This is a genomic window from Aliirhizobium wenxiniae (assembly GCF_019511445.1).
GTDB lineage: Bacteria > Pseudomonadota > Alphaproteobacteria > Rhizobiales > Rhizobiaceae > Neorhizobium > Neorhizobium wenxiniae_A.
On record NZ_JAEUAN010000006.1, the window covers coordinates 156,511 to 176,471 of the forward strand.

General features: G+C 59.5%; 19 protein-coding genes and 1 tRNA gene. 17 read left to right on the plus strand and 3 right to left on the minus strand.

Going from position 1 to position 19,961, the window contains the following annotated elements; all coding sequences use genetic code 11:
• Positions 1-421 precede the first annotated feature (421 nt).
• The 4 genes from JNB91_RS09970 (at position 422) to JNB91_RS09985 (ending at position 6,093) form a co-directional block, all read left to right on the plus strand.
• Positions 422-1,540, plus strand: a complete 1,119-nt coding sequence (locus tag JNB91_RS09970; protein WP_220325354.1) for a hypothetical protein — start codon at positions 422-424, stop codon at positions 1,538-1,540.
• Positions 1,541-1,784: 244 nt separating this feature from the next.
• The gene (locus JNB91_RS09975; RefSeq protein WP_220325355.1) at positions 1,785-2,942 is read left to right on the plus strand and encodes a hypothetical protein; all 1,158 of its coding nucleotides are present in this window, start codon (positions 1,785-1,787) and stop codon (positions 2,940-2,942) included.
• A 479-nt stretch (positions 2,943-3,421) separates the two neighbouring features.
• Positions 3,422-5,281, plus strand: coding sequence for an AAA family ATPase (locus JNB91_RS09980; RefSeq protein WP_220325356.1), 1,860 nt, complete (start codon positions 3,422-3,424; stop codon positions 5,279-5,281).
• Entirely contained in the window at positions 5,278-6,093 is an 816-nt protein-coding gene (locus JNB91_RS09985; RefSeq protein ID WP_220325357.1) for an ATP-dependent metallopeptidase FtsH/Yme1/Tma family protein, read from the plus strand. Before JNB91_RS09980 ends, JNB91_RS09985 begins: the two co-directional genes overlap by 4 nt.
• Positions 6,094-6,336: 243 nt before the next feature.
• Here JNB91_RS09985 and JNB91_RS09990 read toward each other — a convergent pair whose 3' ends face one another.
• On the minus strand, positions 6,337-6,552 hold the full coding sequence (locus tag JNB91_RS09990; RefSeq protein ID WP_220325358.1) for a hypothetical protein: 216 nt from the start codon (positions 6,550-6,552) through the stop codon (positions 6,337-6,339).
• A 32-nt stretch (positions 6,553-6,584) separates the two neighbouring features.
• Between JNB91_RS09990 and JNB91_RS09995 the strand changes: the two genes are divergently transcribed.
• Positions 6,585-6,896, plus strand: a complete 312-nt coding sequence (locus JNB91_RS09995) for a hypothetical protein (protein WP_220325359.1) — start codon at positions 6,585-6,587, stop codon at positions 6,894-6,896.
• Between the two features lie 210 nt (positions 6,897-7,106).
• On the opposite strand, the gene JNB91_RS10000 is transcribed toward JNB91_RS09995, so the two are convergent.
• Positions 7,107-8,843 (minus strand): site-specific integrase, encoded by a 1,737-nt coding sequence (locus JNB91_RS10000; protein ID WP_220325360.1) that lies wholly within the window; start codon positions 8,841-8,843, stop codon positions 7,107-7,109.
• Between the two features lie 237 nt (positions 8,844-9,080).
• Positions 9,081-9,170 (minus strand) — tRNA-Ser (locus JNB91_RS10005).
• 317 nt (positions 9,171-9,487) lie between these two features.
• On the opposite strand from JNB91_RS10005, the gene rplU reads away from it, so the two are divergent.
• The 12 genes from rplU (at position 9,488) to JNB91_RS10065 (ending at position 19,892) form a co-directional block, all read left to right on the plus strand.
• Positions 9,488-9,799 carry a 50S ribosomal protein L21 gene (gene rplU / locus JNB91_RS10010; RefSeq protein WP_220325361.1) on the plus strand — a complete coding sequence of 104 codons (312 nt, stop codon included), beginning with the start codon at positions 9,488-9,490 and terminating at the stop codon, positions 9,797-9,799.
• A 29-nt stretch (positions 9,800-9,828) separates the two neighbouring features.
• The gene (rpmA, locus tag JNB91_RS10015) at positions 9,829-10,098 is read left to right on the plus strand and encodes a 50S ribosomal protein L27 (RefSeq protein WP_220325362.1); all 270 of its coding nucleotides are present in this window, start codon (positions 9,829-9,831) and stop codon (positions 10,096-10,098) included.
• Positions 10,099-10,228: 130 nt separating this feature from the next.
• Positions 10,229-10,876 (plus strand): GNAT family N-acetyltransferase, encoded by a 648-nt coding sequence (locus JNB91_RS10020; RefSeq protein WP_220325363.1) that lies wholly within the window; start codon positions 10,229-10,231, stop codon positions 10,874-10,876.
• Positions 10,873-11,460: a GNAT family N-acetyltransferase gene (locus tag JNB91_RS10025; protein WP_220325364.1), complete on the plus strand. Its 588-nt coding sequence runs from the start codon at positions 10,873-10,875 to the stop codon at positions 11,458-11,460. The genes JNB91_RS10020 and JNB91_RS10025 overlap by 4 nt, the downstream gene beginning before the upstream one ends.
• A 279-nt stretch (positions 11,461-11,739) precedes the next feature.
• Positions 11,740-12,801 carry a GTPase ObgE gene (gene obgE / locus JNB91_RS10030; protein ID WP_220325365.1) on the plus strand — a complete coding sequence of 354 codons (1,062 nt, stop codon included), beginning with the start codon at positions 11,740-11,742 and terminating at the stop codon, positions 12,799-12,801.
• Positions 12,798-13,982, plus strand: a complete 1,185-nt coding sequence (gene proB, locus JNB91_RS10035) for a glutamate 5-kinase (RefSeq protein WP_220325366.1) — start codon at positions 12,798-12,800, stop codon at positions 13,980-13,982. Before obgE ends, proB begins: the two co-directional genes overlap by 4 nt.
• Positions 13,972-15,252 carry a glutamate-5-semialdehyde dehydrogenase gene (locus JNB91_RS10040; protein WP_220325367.1) on the plus strand — a complete coding sequence of 427 codons (1,281 nt, stop codon included), beginning with the start codon at positions 13,972-13,974 and terminating at the stop codon, positions 15,250-15,252. Before proB ends, JNB91_RS10040 begins: the two co-directional genes overlap by 11 nt.
• Positions 15,253-15,302: 50 nt before the next feature.
• Positions 15,303-15,899 carry a nicotinate-nucleotide adenylyltransferase gene (locus JNB91_RS10045; protein WP_220325444.1) on the plus strand — a complete coding sequence of 199 codons (597 nt, stop codon included), beginning with the start codon at positions 15,303-15,305 and terminating at the stop codon, positions 15,897-15,899.
• A 190-nt stretch (positions 15,900-16,089) separates the two neighbouring features.
• Entirely contained in the window at positions 16,090-16,479 is a 390-nt protein-coding gene (rsfS, locus tag JNB91_RS10050) for a ribosome silencing factor (RefSeq protein ID WP_220325368.1), read from the plus strand.
• Between the two features lie 103 nt (positions 16,480-16,582).
• Positions 16,583-17,065 carry a 23S rRNA (pseudouridine(1915)-N(3))-methyltransferase RlmH gene (gene rlmH, locus JNB91_RS10055; RefSeq protein WP_220325369.1) on the plus strand — a complete coding sequence of 161 codons (483 nt, stop codon included), beginning with the start codon at positions 16,583-16,585 and terminating at the stop codon, positions 17,063-17,065.
• Between the two features lie 87 nt (positions 17,066-17,152).
• Positions 17,153-18,571 carry a murein hydrolase activator EnvC family protein gene (locus JNB91_RS10060; protein WP_220325370.1) on the plus strand — a complete coding sequence of 473 codons (1,419 nt, stop codon included), beginning with the start codon at positions 17,153-17,155 and terminating at the stop codon, positions 18,569-18,571.
• On the plus strand, positions 18,561-19,892 hold the full coding sequence (locus JNB91_RS10065; RefSeq protein ID WP_220325371.1) for a S41 family peptidase: 1,332 nt from the start codon (positions 18,561-18,563) through the stop codon (positions 19,890-19,892). The genes JNB91_RS10060 and JNB91_RS10065 overlap by 11 nt, the downstream gene beginning before the upstream one ends.
• Positions 19,893-19,961 lie beyond the last annotated feature (69 nt).

Genomic DNA, 19,961 nt, shown 5'->3' on the forward strand with positions numbered 1-19,961 from the left:
TCATTCCATCTGGGCGTGACGGCACAAGCAGACGTCGCTCCGGATTAATTAACCGCGTGATAGCCTACGATCGGCCCGCGGATGAATATGTGCCGCCCTTACCTCGTATGTTAGCGTTTTCAGCGCGCTCGCTGGCCTGCCGAGGCGAGAGAGTCTGCAGACGCAAGCCCAAGGTGGGAGCTACAGATTCTACTAATGATTGCATCAAAGTACAAAATTATTTTCCCCTCCATTTTCGAACGTGATAGGTCCGCTTCATAATTAATACAAGAATATTTCGAAGTAATAAAGGCCGATTTTTGATATCAAAAACTACACAACCTATTGTAATCATTGAGAAATACGATAGTATCTGCTATAATGTGATTATCAGTCGCATGGTGTGGCTGTGTTGAGTACTGTGAAAACAGGGATGTTTGACATGAAGAATAGGAAAAACGCGCTGGCGTCGTCAGCGCGCGTAGCCTTCGACTATGCCGCATACGAAATCTCTCCGGAGATCTCGGCGGAACTCGAGGCGAAAGCGAAGTCGTTGACCGATCTCGGGCGCAAGGAGACGGATCACGTTTTCCAGCTCGGCGCTCTACTCGAAGAGGCGAGCACTCATATCCCGGACGGAACCTTCGGGGCGTGGGTCGAGGCACGGTGCAACATTACCGCGCGGACGGCACGCAACTGGCGCGGCGTCCACCGCAATCTCGGGGACTACCGGGACCGGGCCGTGGCGCTGGCAATTGGGCCGACGGTGCTGATCCAGTTGATCTCGGCGCCGGCAGACAAGATCGAAGCGGCGTTCGCGTTCGCTGAAGATCACGGTCGGATCCAGGTCGCCGATGTGAAAGCAATCCTGGCCGGCGACGACGTGCCAGGCGAGGGCGAGACCGAAGTCGATGTCATCGATCTCGGCGGTGTCCATGGTCTGAAAGCCATGATCGAGGCACGGACGCGAGACAGCCGAACGGCGCTCCTGCGCAATCTCCTCGGTCTTCTGGAGATCTTCTCCGGTGCTTTGACGGAAGCGGAGAGGACCGGCAAGAGGCTCAAGAAAAGCCGGATTGCACCGAAGGCTGAGGTTCATGCTTACCAGGCCTATGAACTGCTGAGCAGCCTTGGCACCGGCGTCGGTCCGCAGGGTGATGGCAAATCAACAATGAAGGTTGGTTTGCCATCGGCGTCTCGCTGGAAAAAAGTCGAGGCGCTGCTGTGGAGACTTCGCGACAGCACGAACTGGGCGAAAGTCGATGGACTGGAAACATGGCTGGAGACAGTCGTGATCCCGGTGCTCATCTGGGCGACGTCGAAGGAGAAATCGCCGGCGTGGCCATTGCCAGAAGAGCCGTCGTCGTCGCGAGTAGCTGTCGTAGCGTCATCGTCTGGCCAAGCCGAGATCGAATATGACGATGATGACGACCTCAATGAGGAAGCTGAGGAGGCCGAAACGGAAGCAGACGTTAGCGACCCGGTTGCTGCCCTGCTTTCCGCGACCCGCGGACAGCGCAAGGGACCGGGCCGGCACAAGCTGGAACTGGTCGTGAACTGATCGATACGAGATGAGAAGGGGCTTTCGAGCCCCTTTTCCGATTCCAGCTTCTGGATTCGGCCCCGTGAGCTCGTCGTTAACCTTGTTCTGGATCCGTTCTCTTTTTGCGGTAGGGATCCTTGAGATCCGGTCCGGGTCCTGTCAGGTATCAGTGGCTCCAAGCGATGGAGCAAGCGGCCCAAGCCGGTGTTTGCACCACCGACAAGGGCCTGACCCTCAAGCCTTCTATGAAAGGAATCGGGCTGTGACCATTCATACTGCCATGACCCCAGCCGGGGAAGTTCTCCGCGTCGCTTCTGCGGCGTCCTCCACCATCTCTTCGCTCGCCGGCTCGACGTCGCGCCGCCACTTCGGTGAGCGCTTCGCGGTTCAGGCTGAACCGCCGGTGCTGCGCCGCCACCCGCATCTGGTGCGCTACGCGCATGTTGAGGCAGACTTCGACATGCTGATCGACAAGGCCATCGCCGCGATCGCTGACGGGGAGCCGGTCGAGGACGAAATCCTCGGGCACTATGTCAACGTGGCCTCGCTCGTGCGCGCCGTCAGCTTCCGTGAAGGCAAGCTGCTTGAGCAGGCCGTCGAGCGGCTGGCCAAGGCCAATCCCGATATCGTTGTGTTGATGCAGTCGATCAAGCTGCCGCTGGTCAAGGCAGCGATCGAGGCGGTGGCTGGCAATGACTGGCGCAAGCTCGAAGGCGTGCGACTTGACTGCGAAGCACCAGCGAAGGGCAGTTACACGCCGGATCTGATCATCGTGAACCGCGCCAAACACGCCGCCTTCGTGCTGGATCTCAAGCGGTCGCTGGCATCCTACGGCGACACCAGCCGGCTCGAAGAGCTGAAGCTCAAAATGCTGGCATCGGCCATGGTACTGCCGGACTGGCTCTACAAGACCCAGAAGCGGCTGATGGTCGAAACCGTCGGCGTTGCGATCATCGATGGCGCCAGCCGTCCGAGCGATCATGCGGCGGGTGTCTGGGCGCTGTCCGAAATTGACGACCTTCTGGAGATCGATGGCGCCGCGGCCTGCATGGCGGAACTGCGCCTGCGCTTCGGACGCCGCGTGCAGAAGCTTCTTGAGGTCGAGGCGCGCCGCGCACTCGGTCTTCCTGAGACACCAGCGGTGCCTTCGGTCCCGGCTTCCGAATCGATTTTGCCTCTGACGTCGACATCCGCGCGTCGGTTCGGAGTGCTGCGGGCAATCCCGCGCGTGATGATGTGCGAGGAGACGACGGGCTGCGATGAACACGGAGCTGAATGCACCTTCGGCTGCGGTGAAGACCCGATCTTCGATGATGACGACGATGGCCGCGATGATCCCGAGGCGCTGGGCGACGACACTGTCTCCTGGCCGCCTGAGCACATCCGCATTGGCTTTGCCCGGCGTCTGCTCGACGCCTGAGGCGACTCCGCCTTTGCTGAGATGAGGCTTTGGCTGCGGCGCGTGACGCCGCGGCAGCCTTTCCCGTTTCCATCATCCTCTGAAACGCCGTCCGCTGAAGTCGGACCGGCGAGGAGACCCTGCATGTCCGCAGACATCATGTCCACCCAAGCACCATCGACTCTACCCCGTCCCAAACGGACCAGCGCGAGAGCTTCCAAGACCAATCAGCAACCTCTGGCTTCGTTTCCGCAGGACGACCCGGCTCTGATTATCGGCCTGGTGTTTGCGTTTGCCCGGCAAGGTCCGGGGGACATACGTGCCATTCCCTCAGTTGTGCTCGACCGGCTCCGCCACCATGCACGCACAGGCGATCCCGCTTGCCGGTTGGTTCTCGACTGCCTCAAGAGGAGGGCCGGCGCTGGTCATCGGGCTGCCGCTGATCAAAACGTGCCAACGGAAATTGTTTCCATTCACCCAGCCATGAAGGAGGATCGATGATGGATCGTCTGTCTTCTTTCCTGATGCGCCGCCTGGCCCATGTCGAGTGCCGGGCTATCCGGCGTCTCGCGGTCCGCAGCGGCCTGCTGACGATGAGTACTGCCATCGTCGATGGTCACGTTGTCGGCCGCTTTAGCCCCGCCTTTGATCCCTCCCATCTGACCGGTGATGGGGAGCGGGACCGTCAGTGGGTGCGGGATCATCTCGCAGGCTTTCTGATCGATGCACCGCAGGACGAGCATGGCCGACCTGTTCTCGCTCCGGCCGTACCAGTGTGGCCGGCGCATCTCGCGCGGCGTTTTGCGAATGAAGATGGCACGGCGCAGGCTACACTTGCCTACGCGGTCCGTGTGGTTGCCGACGCTGGTTACAAGCCGAGCATCAAACCCATGGCGACTCTGCTGCTGCTTGCTGCGGCCATGGAACAGTCAGGTATCTCGCTGCGCGATCTGGGCGGGGTCCTGCGCCAGCCCGCCCCCGTCTTCTCCGTGGCGGTCCTCGCCGACGGCTTCGAGAGGGCATTGCCGCAGCTCATCGAAAACACCGATATCGTACCGTTCGGTCCTTATAACGGCGTGGCGGCGGACTTTGCCTTCAACGACGATCTCTGGCGTTGGGTAGACGCCGAGACTCGGCGCGTGTTCTTGCAGGTCCCGGCAGGTGAGACCAATCGCCCGAGTCGGGCCGCACTGCGTGGGCAATTGCTGCGGGCCTTGGCGGACGGCACGCCGGTTCTCGCGGTCTCCGAGACACACAATGGCGTTCCCGATCAGGTCGATCTGACCTGCGACATTAGACTGACGGGCGCCGGGATCGATCGCCTGTTGATCGCCGACCTGCTGGAAGCTGTCTACGGCAGCGAAGCGGTCATCCGCCATGACAGCAGTATCGCGAAACTCGATGCCGGCGTGCTCACGCTTGACGATCTCGCCATCGCAATCAGGCCCGGCCGTCCGATCCTCTCCAGCCTGGATGCGCTCTCAGGGCTCGCGGCGCTGAATCGCGAGGACAAGGAAGACGGAAACGCTGACAAAAATGCGGGCGCCTCGCGGCGGCTGATTACGCAGAGCACGAGTGAGCGAAGAGAGCAGACGTCGCGGGATGGCGGCAATAGCGGCGATCGCAGTTCATCGGCGTCTACGTCGCCCAAGGGCAAGCGCAAGGACAGGTCACGACAAAAGCCAACGGGCGCCGAAGTGATCCAGCCGGAGCCCGTCGATGATACATCTGCGCCAACCGCGCTGCGAGTGGAGACGCTGACGGGCTATGGGGCGGCGAAAGACTGGGCTCTCGGTCTGAAAACCGATCTTGCCGGTTATCTCGGGGGTGGGCTGCCGTGGTCGGACATGAGCACGAAGCTACTCCTCTCTGGAACGCCGGGGACCGGCAAGACGACCTTCGCACGGGCGCTTTGCAACACGTTGCAAGTGCCGCTGGTCGTCACATCAGTCTCAACCTGGCTGCAGGGAGAGTACTTGCATGATGTGCTGAGCAGGATGGCAGACACTTTTGCGGAAGCGCGGCGTCAGGCGCCGTGCATCCTGTTCATCGATGAGATCGACGGCATCGGCCGGCGTGCCTCGGCGTCGCGACCTTATGCTGACTACTGGAACGCCTGCGTCAACAAGCTTTTGGAATTGCTCGACGGGGCCATGAAGACCGAAGGCGTCATCGTGGTCGGCGCTACCAATCGGCCGAACGAGATCGATGAGGCGATCCGCCGCTCGGGACGGCTGGAAACATATGTCGAAATTCCGCGCCCCGACATTCCAACGCTTGCCGGCATTCTCGCTCATCATCTGGGGAGCGATCTCGACGCCATCACGGCATCAGACGCTCAGGTTGGAGGTCAGCAATGAACGGCAACATGAAGTTCGATAGTGCCCCGGACGAAATCGAGGTCATCCTGGACGATGGCAACGAACGTGATGTCGAGCGGCGAGAGGCGATCACCGGTGACAGCCAGGTGGCTGAGACCCTCCGGCGCCTGGCGACGCGGGCCATGGGTCTGACCGGCGCTGATATCGAACGGATCGTGCGCGAGGCAAGGCTCAGAGCACGCCGCGAGAAGCGCCGTCTGACTTATGATGATCTCGAAGCTGGTATTCGCGGTCATCGCCCGCCGGTCCCGTATGATGTCCGCTGGCGTCTTGCGATCCACGAGTCCGGTCATGCCGTGGTTCACCACGCTCTGCGTCTTGGGGCGATCATGGGTCTGACCATCGATACCAAACAGGGTGGCCACAATGCGGTGACCTTTGCGACCAACGCACCTGACACCGAAGATTGGTACGGACGGCTGCTGGCCATGCTCATGGCTGGCCGCGCGGCTGAACTCATCGTGCTCAAGACCGTATCGGCAGGGTCCGGCGGCGCCGAAGAGAGCGATCTCGCGCGCGCAACTCGTGTCGCGCTGGACCTGGAGCAGGCGCTCGGCTTTGGTGGCCGCCATCCGCTGCTCTATCTCGGACACAAAGATCCGACCACGATCCTCAGCCGCGACGCCGAGTTGGCAGAGCGGGTGCATCGCCGACTGGAGTTCGCTCAGGCACGGGCGACGGAAGTGATCCTGGAGAACCGGCAGGCCTTTGACCGGCTTGTCCGCGAACTTTTCGATGCGCAGGCGCTTGATGGGGCGGCGGTCGGTTCCATCCTCAACGCCCAGGCGTAGCACTCCTACGATCACCCGCCGTGCCAGATCTGGCGGGTGATCGACCAAAGGTCGTTGTCCTTGGCGGTAAGTTGCCGACACATCAACTCGATGTGCCTCGCGTCATCCGCAACGCGAAACAAATTGCGGTCATTGGATTCAGAACTACAGAGCAGCGTTTCAAGGCTGCGGGCGAAAGATTCCGATCTCGAGACTTTTGTTTCCAATCTCGGAGCGACCGATTCCGAGTTCAAAAAATCCGATTCACGCGATCAGTTCGGTCGGTCCTCGGGCGTCCGGTGGCGTCGCCAGATTACCCGACATGGTGATGGATCGGTTGCCGACAACGGCATTCAAAGTGCCAGCAACTCGAAACAAATTGCGCTCATCCGATTCGAAGCTTCGAATTTCCGATTCAAAACACAATGATCCCGTTTCGGCGACAAACGGCTTGCCCAATGCCGCCGGTCCGCTGACCATGAAAGTGCCATCAACGAAAACAGGGAGGAAACATGGCACGACAGACCCAGGAGGAGCGGAACGCCAAGCAGCGGGAACGACAGCAGCGGCTGAGGGACCGGCATCGGGCCGAGCGGCGCCCGGACCGCGACGACGTCGCGCGCGCCATGCTGTTCTGGGCGATCACCGGCTATTTGAAGGAAGGCCGGCCCGATCGGATTGATCAGCTCGCTGACGCCGTGACTGCCTTGCTGGCCGAGCAGGGCTTTGACGAGCGGGCAGCCTATGAGGTCTTCGATGATCTCGTTGAACGCTACGCTCGCGATGACCAGCCCTTCCGGAGTAAGCGTCACCTGCGGGGCTGACGACTTCTCGCCATCTGATCTGCTTGATCACCAACTTTTTGCAAACGGCGTTATCATCAGGGACTTCGTCCCCCCGTTACTTCGTGAAACGCCGTTTGCAACTGAATCGTTTTTCTTGAACATTTTGAGCACACAGCGGCGCAGTTCACTCAGTTGAGCGCGCGACGTCGCGCTCCGACACCCTATGTTCAGGATGCGGATCGCAGGAAATCATTTCCGCTTCGGCGGTCCCGCCACTCGCTTCCGCTTGGCGATCGCATCGAAATCCAGACCACGAAAGATCGAGTAGTCGATCTCGGAATCGAGAGGCAGGACTTTCAGCTTACGCGCTTCCTTTTCCGTCGCGACGTCAAAGCCATATAGGTCGTGCTCGTCGCTTCCGGCGCTGTGGCCCGCCTGCACGCGGCGCTCGCGCGGATCGACGCCCGAGTCGCGCATGTCCTGGATGTTGCCGCCTCGAAGGGAGTGGAAGACCTCGCGTCGACCGACACTTTCCTCGCCAGCCTTGGGCTTGATCCCTGCTTTCGTGAACAGCCGCTGCATGTAGGACGAGCCACTCTTGCTCGGGTCCGCAAGCTTCATGATATTAGGAAACAGAAAGTTCGAACCCTGGCGGCTCGCCCAGTCGATAAACCCGATATCCTTTAGGAAGTCGTGCAAAACGAAGTAGCGTTCGCTGTCCTGTGTCTTGACCGGGACGGTGGTCCAGGTGCCATTGATCTGCGAAAGACGCGTCACTTGCCCCACCCATACCTCCGGGAACTGCTCGCGGATGTCATTTCCGCGCAGATGGATCAGCAGCCCCAGACGTCGAGAGGTGAGATGGCCGAGGAGAGGCAGCATGATGTCCTCCATAAGCCCGGACTCAACACCCGTTCGGAACAGGGTATTCATTTTCGAAGTTCCGATGGGTGTTGCCTTGCGCGGGCTGGCCGCCGTCTTCGGAATTCTGATCTTTGCCCCGGCGAAAGGATCGGTGAAACCGCCGGAAGTAATCTCGGAGCGGATCGCTGCCTTGATGACGGCCAGATAGCCTTCCTGGAGCGTTTTCTCGGCCAGGGGTCTCAGATGAAGATCCTTGTTGTTCTCGATGACCTGCCAGGGCGTCATATCCGGATCGCGTTGGTTGTTGTCCCCCGGCCAGTACTGCATGAAATTGACGAAGGCCTGAAGGTCCGCGGGGACATAGGTATCGACGGGGTGGTCGCCGATCAGTTCGATGAAGAGAGCGAGCCGGCTTTCTGCTGTCGAAAGGTCGCGGGCGATATTGGCTCCGCCGGAGTTTCTCCGGGCAGACAGATATGTCGGAATGACGTCGCTCAGGCGCTTTTTCTCTGACTTTGGCCGCCACACCGTCCGGCGGTCCAACTCGAAGGCGGGGATCAGTCTCCCATTGGCGTCGCGAGGATCTTCTGATGGTCTTGCTGAATTGCTTTCGGGCGGGATACTTGGCTCGACGTTTGCTGCGGTTTGAGGTGACATCGACATGGAGCTTGCGCTTCGTATCGGTTGCTGGGCAGGATCCGAGAGCGCAGACGACGCCGAGAGCTTTGCGATCGCCGACTGCTTCAGTACCTCCGCGTGGCCGACGACAAGTTCGTTGAACGGCTCGCCTCCAGCTTGCTTTTCCAACTCGCGGTTCACGCTGACGAGGTCGCGAATGCCCACGGCTTCTCTCATCTCCGCGACGGGGATCGGTGCATCCGAGCGATCGATCATCCGAAGATAGGCCTTCAGCTCGCCCTTCATCTCGATGACGGTTTCAAGTGCCCGCATCTCGCTGTCGTCGTCGTCCTGCATGCCTCTGCCGTGCCTCATCTCATCGAACATCAATCTGGCCTTCGCCGCCAGAAGGTCGGCCAGGAGTCTCGCGCGCCGGTGAGAGCAGGCGCCGAGACTGAGCCGCAAGGGAGGGATGGCACGCGTGCCGCCGCTCGTCTTCGGCATCTTAATCTGGAAGATGTAAACGGACCCTGATTTGGCGAGGTATGGACCAGGCCCCCTGCTCTTGGGCTTTGCAGATGGTGTCTGATTCGACGGCTCGGGCGATACCCCGACGTGTACCGGAAGGTGTACCGGGCGCGATACCTGCATGATTTTCACTCCTCAAGGGCCGCTGGCGAGCAGAGGTTTTGCGAGGAAATCCAAGGTCTTGCAGGTAACTGGCGGAGAGTGAATACAACCTGGCGGAGAGGGTGGGATTCGAACCCACGATACGGTTGCCCGTATGCCGCATTTCGAGTGCGGTGCTTTCGACCACTCAGCCACCTCTCCGCTTTGCTGGTCGGCGCAATGTTGCGCGGGCTGTCTCATAGCGGCGAAAATTCGGGCTGGCAAGGGGCGAAATGCAAGTCTTCATATCCTTTTACCTTGACAGTTTTTTGTCGCTCGCGTAAGCCCGCGTGCGTTCAGGTTGTGGAAATGCTTTCACGCCTGTCGATCGCGAGAGATCTTATCGGTCTCTGCGCGATTTCACCGGCAGATCCGTTTTGAAAAGATTTCTCTTTCCTGACCTCCTGCTAAAGACCGACTGATAAAAAGACGGCCCTTCCTTCGGGATGAGAGCCGGAACGAACATGAAAGGATATAAAATGTTCGCAGTCATCAAGACCGGCGGTAAGCAGTACCGCGTGGCCGCCAACGACGTGCTGACCATCGAAAAGCTGGAAGTCGAAGCTGGTGCAGTAGTCGAATTCAACGAAGTCCTGGTTGTCGGCGTTGGCGCCGATGCCAAGATCGGCGCACCGTTTGTTTCGGGCGCGACGGTCAAGGCCGAAGTTGTCGAGCATAACCGTGGCAAGAAGGTCATCTCCTTCAAGAAGCGTCGTCGCCAGAATTCCAAGCGGATTCGCGGCCATCGCCAGCATCACACGGTCGTCCGCATCACCGACATTCTCGGCTAATCAGGTTTCGAAGGTAAAGGAGAACTCCCATGGCACATAAAAAAGCTGGCGGTTCGTCGCGTAACGGTCGCGATTCCAATTCCAAGCGCCTCGGCGTGAAGAAGTTCGGTGGCGAATCCGTCGTTGCCGGCAACATTCTCGTGCGTCAGCGCGGTACGCAGTGGCATCCGGGCGCCAACGTTGGCCTCGGCAAGGACCACACGATTTTTGCGCTCACCGCAGGCAACGTGAATTTCCGCACGAAGGCGAACGGCCGCGTATACGTGTCCGTAATGCCGAAAGCGGAAGCCGCAGAATAAAGCCGGCAAGCGTTATGCAACCGGCGTCTCATCGACCCGGTTGAACGTTCAAGGTTCAGTCAAAGAAAAGGGAAGATGGGGCGCTACCCCATCTTCCCTTTTTCTTTTTACCCCTAGAGGAGACTGAACCATGCAAGTCGAATTGTTGAGGGCGAGCCAATCCCGGCCGCCGGAAGAACGGCTGCGGCCGGATCGGTCACAGGACCGGTCGAGAAGCGAGTGCCCCGTCTTACTGTCGCCGAGACTGGTTCTCCGCGCCCCCCACAAAGAAGACATCGACGCACTTGCCCATCTCGCCAATAATGCCGCCATCGCGACCATGGTGTCGCGCATGCCGCATCCCTACACGGCGAAAGACGCAGCCGATTTCGTGCGACGCACGAATGCCGGCGAGATTGGCAAATGCGTCTATGCCATTACCCGAGGAAATGACGGCGCATTTCTAGGTTGCTGCGCATTGGAGCCGCAGGAGGACGAGCGCACACTTGAAATCGGCTATTGGCTCGGCGAACCCTATTGGAACGAGGGGTATGGCACGGAGGCCGCCCATGCGCTGATCGACATGGCCTTCCGCACCAGAAGCGAAATCGACCAGATCGATGCGCGGTGCCGGGTTACCAATATCCCGTCCAAGCGGGTGATCCAGAAGTGCGGCTTCCAGTTTCAGGGATCCGGCATGATCGATTGCCTTGCGGAAGGCGCCATGGTGCCGGTCGAGTGGTTCCGTCTGGATCGCAAGACCTGGATATCGCTCAGAAGCTGGGGAGAGCTGAGATGAACGCCGCAGTTGTTGAAAGAGCCGTCGAAGCAAGGCTTTCATCCGGTCCGTGCCCGGTCATCCAGTCCCGCCGGTTGACCCTGCGGCCTCACCGGCTCGCCGATGCGGATGCGATCGCGGCATCGCTTGCCGATTTCAAGGTTGCCCGCATGCTTTCCCGCGTGCCGCAGCCTTATCATCGGGATGATGCACTCGATTGGCTGGTGCGCCAGACCTCTGGGCTGATGCCGGACTGGAGCCTTGCAATCACCACGGGTGACGACGTCCATATCGGTGTCGTCGGCATGGAATTGCGCAGGGACGGCTGGCACCTGGGATATTGGTTGAACCGGTATTACTGGGATCATGGCTACATGACCGAGGCTACCGGCGCCGTGCTGGAGCGTTTCTTCCGGCGCATGCCGGATGCCGTGGTCCATTCCGGTGCCTTCGCCGACAACCTTGCTTCGCTCAACGTGCAGCGAAAGCTCGGTTTCAGGATTGTCGATGCGGGAGAGGTTTTCTCGACTGCGCGCAATCGAATGGCGCCGCATATCGACACGATGCTGGAGGCCGGCGATCTGGTGCGACCGCAGGCCTGCTAAAAAATGCTGATGGCCATCGGTATTCGCTGGTGGCCATCAGTCTGTCTCAAGCAATACGGGATTGATCCGGCTAGGATGATCCACCTAGAACCCTGATCGAGCGATGCCGGCACCTGTTCCGTGCCGCAGAACCGTTCGTGCCGGAGCCTCATTGCAGCTTATGGCTGACGAACTTCATGATAATCTTTGACCTTAAAGGCAACGAACGGTATCGAAACGCCAAAGAAGGCGTCCAGAAACCCTGATGACGTTGCGTAACACAAGACTGACGGCAGCAAGATGAAATTTCTCGACGAAGCAAAAGTCTATATTCGCTCCGGTGACGGTGGCGCGGGTGCAGTCTCGTTCCGGCGGGAAAAGTTCGTCGAATTCGGCGGGCCGGATGGTGGCGACGGCGGACGCGGCGGTGACGTCTGGGTCGAGGCGGTGAACGGTCTCAACACCCTGATCGATTTCCGTTTCCAACAGCATTTCAAGGCCAAGATCGGTACCCATGGCATGGGCCGTAACCGCACTGGCGCCAATGGCGAAAGCGTGACCTTGAAAGTGCCGGTCGGCACGCAGATCTTCGAGGAAGACAATGAGACCCTGATCATGGACATGATCAAGGAAGGTCAGAAGTTCCGTCTCGCTAAGGGCGGCAATGGCGGTTTCGGCAACACCCATTTCAAGAGCCCCACCAACCAGGCGCCGAATTGGGCCAATCCCGGTCTCGAAGGCGAGGAAAAGACGGTCTGGCTACGGCTGAAGCTGATTGCCGATGCCGGTCTCGTCGGGCTTCCGAATGCCGGCAAGTCGACCTTTCTTGCCTCCGTCACTCGTGCCCGGCCGAAGATCGCCAATTATCCGTTTACGACGCTTCATCCCAATCTCGGCGTTGCGGCAATCGACGGACGCGAATTCGTGCTCGCCGATATTCCGGGCCTGATCGAAGGGGCGCATGAAGGGATCGGTCTCGGCGACCGCTTCCTCGGCCATGTGGAGCGAACCCGCGTGCTGCTTCACCTTGTTTCGTCGATGGAAGAGCATGTCGGTAAGTCCTACAAAACCGTTAAGGCGGAACTTGAGGCCTATGGTGGTGGCCTGACCGACAAGCAGGAAATCGTTGCTCTGTCGCAGATCGATATCCTGGATGAAAAGGAACTGAAGAAGAAGGCGAAGGAGCTGGAGAAAGCCTGCGGCCAGACACCGTTCCTGATTTCAGCCGTGACGGGCAAGGGCATGACCGAAGTCTTGCGCGCCCTTCGTGACGTCATCATCGAAGCCAGCGAAGGTGACGAGACAGCGCTGCCGGATCGATCGGCGCCTGTGCAGGACTATGACGAGGACGACGAGCAATGACCGGCGGCAGTGCAAACAGCCGCAAGGCGCTTTCCAGTTATCGCCGGATCGTTATCAAAATCGGTTCGGCATTGCTGGTCGATCGCAAGACCGGGCTCAAATCCGCGTGGCTCGATTCCGTTTGCAGCGATATTGCAAATCTCAGGGCAACCGGCACGGATGTTCTGGTTGTGTCTTCCGGCGCTATCGCCCTGGGTCGTACTGTCCTTGATCTTCCATCAGGTGCTCTGAAGCTCGAAGAAAGCCAGGCAGCGGCTGCCGTTGGCCAGATTGCACTGGCCCGCGCATGGTCCGAGAGCCTCTCGCGTGACGGAATCGTTGCTGGTCAAATTCTCCTGACGCTTGGCGATACGGAAGAGCGTCGCCGGTATCTCAACGGCCGTGCGACCGTCAAGCAGCTGCTCAAGATCGGTGCCGTTCCGATCATCAATGAAAACGATACGGTTGCCACATCGGAAATCCGTTATGGCGACAACGATCGTCTGGCGGCACGCGTTGCAACCATGATCGGTGCTGATCTGCTGATCCTCCTGTCCGATATCGACGGCCTTTACACCGCGCCTCCCCATATCGATCCAGAAGCGAAATTCCTGGAGACAATCGACGCCATCACTCCGGAAATCGAGGCCATGGCCGGCGGGGCTGCTTCGGAATTGTCGCGCGGTGGCATGCGCACCAAGATCGATGCGGGCAAGATCGCAACCGGTGCCGGTTGCGCCATGATCATTGCTTCCGGCAAGCTGGATCATCCGCTGCGGGCGGTGGAACAGGGAACACGTTGCTCGTGGTTCGCGCCGTCTGAAACACCTGTCACTGCTCGGAAAACCTGGATTGCCGGTCAGTTGCAGCCGGCCGGTGAGCTTTTCGTCGATGAGGGAGCCGAGCGAGCGCTGGGCTTGGGCAAAAGCCTGTTGCCCGCCGGTGTTCGTCGCATCGATGGGCATTTTCATCGCGGCGATACGGTGGCGATCATTGCCACCGATGGACACGAAATTGCCCGCGGTTTGGTAAGCTATGACGCGGATGAGGCTCGGCAGATCACCGGGCGTAAGTCGGCTGAGATCGAAGCAATTTTGGGATATGCGGGCCGTGCAGCCATGGTCCACCGCGATGATCTCGTGGTAACCGGCGCCATACGGGCTGAAGCACGCAGCAAGGAGGAGGCTGTCCATGCTGGATAAGGTTTCGACGACCGAGATCGACAAGGTCATGGCTGAAATCGGCCGCAACGCCAAGGCGGCCGCACGTCAGCTCGCTATCGCGTCGACGGAAGTCAAGAACAGGGCGCTTCATGCCATGGCGGATGCGATCGTTGCATCCTCTGCCAGGATTCTCGCGGCAAATGCTGACGACCTGAAGCAGGTGGAAGGCAAAGGCCTGCTGCCATCCTTCCTCGATCGCCTGACATTGACGGAAAAGGGTATTTCCGGAATGGCGCAGGCGTTGCGCGAGATCGCCGAATTCAAGGATCCGGTCGGAGAGGTGATCGCCGCCTGGGATCGCCCCAACGGATTGAATATCGAGCGTGTCCGTACGCCGCTCGGCGTCATCGGCGTGATCTATGAAAGCCGCCCCAATGTGACGGCCGATGCCGGCGCATTGTGCCTGAAGGCCGGCAATGCGGTGATCCTGCGCGGCGGCTCGGATTCGGCGCAATCATCGCAGGCTATCCATGATTGCCTTGTTGCTGGCCTGAAGGCCGCCGGTCTCCCGGAACATGCGATCCAGATCGTGCCGACGACCGATCGCGCGGCTGTCGGCGCCATGTTGTCCGGCCTTGATGGTGCGATCGACGTCATCGTTCCGCGCGGCGGCAAGAGTTTGGTCGCCCGTGTGCAGAACGAGGCTCGCGTGCCGGTTTTTGCCCATCTTGAAGGCCTCTGCCATATCTATGTTGACGCATCTGCCGATCTCGAAATGGCAAAGAAGATCGTCGTGAATGCCAAGATGCGGCGTACAGGCGTCTGCGGCGCTGCCGAAACGCTGCTGGTCGACAAGGCCGTTGCCGGCACGCATCTCGTGCCGCTCTTAGAGGCACTCAAGGACGCCGGCTGCGAGATCCGCGGATCGGCGGAAGTCTTGCTTGCTTGCCCTACGGCAGCGGCGGCGACGGAGGAAGATTGGCTAACGGAATATCTGGATGCGGTGATTTCGGTCGCGGTCGTCGACGGCATCGATGGCGCCATCCGACACATCAACACCTATTCGTCCAGCCATACGGAGGCGGTGATTGCCGAAGACCCGGTCGTTGTCGCGCGTTTCTTCAACGAGATCGATTCCGCCATCCTGTTGCATAATGCCTCGACGCAGTTTGCCGATGGCGGCGAGTTCGGCATGGGGGGTGAGATCGGTATCTCGACCGGCAAGATGCACGCCCGCGGCCCGGTCGGTGTCGAGCAATTGACCTCGTTCAAATACCGCGTGCATGGCACCGGCCAGATTCGTCCATAGAGCTTCGGCCCGACGTGGAAGAAGAGAAGATCGATCGCCGATACCTCACCATGCCGCATATCGAGCGCGGCATGGCCATTGGGCTTTTCGGTGGTTCGTTCAATCCGCCGCATGAAGGGCATCTGCTGGTTGCCGAAATTGCGCTGCGCCGTCTCGGCCTCGATCAACTCTGGTGGATGGTGACGCCGGGAAATCCGCTGAAAAGCCGCAGCGAGCTTGCGCCTCTCAGCGAGCGAATTTCGCTTAGCGAGCATATTGCCCGCGACCCACGCATCAAGGTCACTGCGTTCGAAAAGACACTCGGAGGCTCCTATACGGCCGATACGCTTGCCCATGTGAAGGCGAAAAATCCCCAAGCCCATTTCGTCTGGATCATGGGGGCCGATAGCCTGCAATCCTTCCATCTCTGGCAGAAATGGCGCGAGATCGTCTCGATGTTCCCGATTGCAGTCGTTGACCGGCCGGGTGCAACCTTGTCATTCCTGTCGTCGAAAATGGCCCGCACCTTCGATTACGCGCGCGTGGATGAAGATGATATCGGCACGCTGTGGAAGCGGCAGGCGCCCGCCTGGACCTTCATTCACGGACCGCGATCGACACTGAGTTCGACCGCGCTTCGGGCGAATGGCGGCAAGAAGCCATCGTGATCTTTCGAAGTCGTTACACATGACAGTTTCGCGTCATGCGTTCACTTCTGATGGTTCTCCCTTGAAAGATTAACCATTCGGTGCCACCTTCATTAAAGCGACCGACCTTGATCGGATTCGCTGAAAGTGCTTGTTGCTGTTACCTGGTAAGAAAGGACAAACCCTGACAACAGTACACGCCAAGGGAAAGATGGTTTCCATCCTCCCGCAGAGTTCCGAACGTGGCGCCGATGCCGCAGCTCGTGCTCTCGAACTGATCCTCACCAGCCTTGAGGATTCCAAAGCAGAAGACATCGTCACCATCGATATTGCCGGTAAGTCGGCGCTGGGAGACTACATGGTTGTGGTCACCGGGCGATCGAGCCGTCATGTCATGGCGATCTGCGACCATCTTGTCACCGACCTGAAGAACGAGGGGCTCGGGTCCCCGCGTGTCGAAGGTCAGGAGAGCGGAGACTGGGTGCTGATCGACGCGGGTGACGTGATCGTTCACGTGTTCCGTCCCGAAATCCGCGAGTTCTACAACATCGAAAAGATGTGGGCGGCTCCGGATATCGAAGAAGGACCGCTGCTGCACTGAACGGTTTGGGCTTGGCCTGAGCTGTCGAAAGCCGTTAAAGCAATACCGGCGCTTTGCGCCGGTACAGTACTATTCGGCTGTTCGAATTTAGACGGATCAGGACATGCGTATTACCCTTTTTGCCGTGGGACGGCTCAAAACCGGCCCGGAGAAGGACCTTGCGTCCCGCTATCTCGACCGCTTCGCCAAGGCTGGCCCCGCCGTCGGTCTGGAACTGGCGAAACTGGTGGAGGTGCAGGAAAGCCGCGCGTCGAATTCCGATACCCGCAAGCGCGAGGAAGCCGCCGCTTTGGAGAAGGCTCTGCCCGAGGGCGCGATCCTCGTTCTGCTGGACGAACGCGGCAAGACGCTCGACAGCCAGGCTTTTTCGGATGCGATCGGCCGTTTTCGCGACAATGGCAAGCGTGACATGATGCTGGCGATCGGTGGTGCCGATGGTCTTGACCCGGAGCTTCGCGCCAGGGCTGACCTCGTTCTCAATCTGGGAACGATGACGTGGCCGCATCAGCTTGTCCGCATTCTCATCGCAGAACAGCTTTATCGGGCCGTGACCATTCTTTCGGGCCATCCCTATCACCGCGTTTAACCTTTCGTTCAGGCTCAAACACGATGTTGTTTGTGGCGTGCCTTAGCAAATCGGCCTAGCCTTCGCATTCTATCACTCGGAGCGTACATGGACGCCAGTCGGAAAAGACCTGCCAGATATGGATCAGGCTTGGCCAGTACGTTGGCTGTTGCCGGTTTTTTGCTGGCCGCTCCGCAGTTGCTGTTTGCGCAGGATGCCGCGCCGTCGGGCGATGGTGCGGTAACCGCGGCCTCGGTCGAGAATGCCGGTCCCACTGCAGAATTGCAAAAGAAGCAGAAAGAGACTCGCAAGGAACTCGAAGCGCTCGGGAAGACAATGCAGCTGTCGGGCGACAAGATCTCCGAGATCGAGAGAAGCATTGCGCAAACCAACAAAGACAGCGCCGATATCCGCCAGGCCCTGATCGATTCTGCGAAGAAGCGGCAGGATCTGGAGCGGAAGATCCAGGAAAGCGAAAAGAAGATCGCAGCCCTCGGAGTGCAGGAAGACGGAATTCGCGCATCGCTTCGCAGTCGCCGGGGTGTTCTTGCGGAAGTGCTCGGTGCGCTTGAGCGGATGGGTCGCAACCCGCCGCCGGCATTGCTGGTGAAGCCGGAGGATGCGCTTGCGTCCGTGCGCAGCGCCATTCTTCTCGGTGCTGTCGTGCCGGGGATGCGGGCAGAAGCCGAACGACTCGTTGCAGATCTGAAAGCCTTGAGCGAGACGCGCAAAGCCGTGGCCAGCGAAAAGCAGTCCGTGTCGGATACGATTGCGGCAAGCCTCGAAGAAGACAAGCGCATGGATCTTCTCCTAGCCGAAAACGAAAAGTTGAATGGCCGCAATACTGCCGAACTTGATGCGGAGCGCCGGCGCTCGGACGAGTTGGCAGGCCGCGCAACGTCGCTTGAAGGACTTATTTCCTCGCTGGAGAGCGAGATATCCTCGGTGCGGGAGGCTATGGCGGCTGCGCGGGCGGAAGAAGAGCGTCAAAAGCGTCTCACACAGGCTGAGCGCGAGAAGGCCAGGGAGCTTGCCGAGAGCGGTGTGCCTGACAAAAACCGCATTGCGCCAGCATATGCGTTTGCGAGTCTGAGGCATAAGCTGGAATTTCCGGTTGCCGGTGATGTCGTACGCTCGTTCGGCGATCCCGATGGAACAGGACATACGGCGCGGGGCATGACAATCGCATCCAATGCCGGGGCCATCGTGACTGCGCCAGCGGATGGTTCGATCGTCTTTGCCGGAGCCTTCAGAAGCTACGGACAGATGATCATCCTCAATGTCGGTGACGGATATTACGTGGTTCTGACGGGCATGAAGGATGTGAATGTCCGCCAGGGACGTTTTGTCTTCAGCGGCGAACCGATCGCCGTGATGGGTGAGAAAAGAGTGGCGAGTGCAACTGCGTTGGCGCTGGAAACGGATCGCCCGACGCTTTACATTGAATTTAGAAACGGCAACACCACGGTTGATTCCAAGCCGTGGTGGACGGCCAAGGGAACTGGAAGGGCACGAAATGATTCGTAGGGCTTCGCTTGTCATCGTCGGTGCACTCATGGGTGCGACAGCGATGAGTGTCATCTATTCGGCCGGCGTGCCGGCCCAGGCAGCCGGAGCGTCGACCTATAAGGAATTGTCCATTTTCGGTGACGTCTTCGAACGCGTTCGCGCCCAGTATGTGACGGCGCCGGATGAAGAGAAGCTGGTCGAGAATGCGATCAATGGCATGCTGACCTCGCTTGATCCGCATTCGAGCTTCATGAATGCCAAGGATGCCGAGGACATGCGGACCCAGACCCGCGGTGAGTTCGGCGGTCTTGGTATCGAAGTGACGATGGAAAACGAGTTGGTCAAGGTCATTGCGCCGATCGACGATACGCCCGCTTCCAAGGCCGGTATTCTTGCCGGTGACTTCATCTCCGAAATCGACGGCCAGTCCATCCGCGGCCTGAAGCTTGAAGAAGCGGTCGAGAAGATGCGCGGCGCGGTCAACACGCCGATCAAGCTCACGGTTATCCGCCAGGGCGCCGACAAGCCGCTCGATATTACCGTCGTTCGTGACGTGATTGCCGTGCGCGCGGTCAAGTCCCGTGTGGAAGGCGGCGATGTCGGTTACGTCCGCGTCATCTCCTTCACGGAAAAAACCTATGACGACCTCGAAAATGCGATCAAGAAGATCAAGGCCGATGTCCCGGCCGACAAGCTGAAGGGTTATGTTCTCGACCTGCGCCTTAATCCGGGCGGTCTTCTCGATCAGGCGATCAATGTGTCGGATGCCTTCCTGGAGCGTGGAGAGGTTGTTTCTACCCGTGGCCGGAATGCGGATGAGACCCGCCGCTTCAATGCCGGTCCGGGCGATCTGACAGATGGCAAGCCGGTTATCGTGCTGATCAATGGCGGCTCTGCCTCGGCGTCGGAAATCGTTGCCGGTGCGCTTCAGGATCTGAAGCGGGCAACCGTTGTCGGTACACGTTCCTTCGGTAAAGGCTCGGTCCAGACGATCATTCCGCTCGGTGATGCCGGTGCGCTGCGTCTGACGACTGCGCTCTATTACACACCATCCGGCAAGTCGATTCAGGGGACCGGTATCAATCCGGATATCAAGGTCGATCAGCCGCTGCCGCCTGAACTGCAGGGCAAGTTGAAGGCAGAGGGTGAATCCAGCCTCAAGGGCCATATTCAGGGCAATGCCGAGACGGAAGAAGGCTCCGGTTCTGCCGCTTATGTGCCGCCGGAAGCCAAGGACGATATCCAGTTGAACTACGCTCTGGATCTTCTCCATGGCACAAAGACGGATCCGAGCTTCCCGGCCAGTCCCGACAAGGCTGCAGCTGCCGTCAAGAAGTAATCACAGTGCCGGGGGAGCCTGAATGGGTCCCCCGGATTTTTCATGACCGCGGGATAGCACGGATATTAG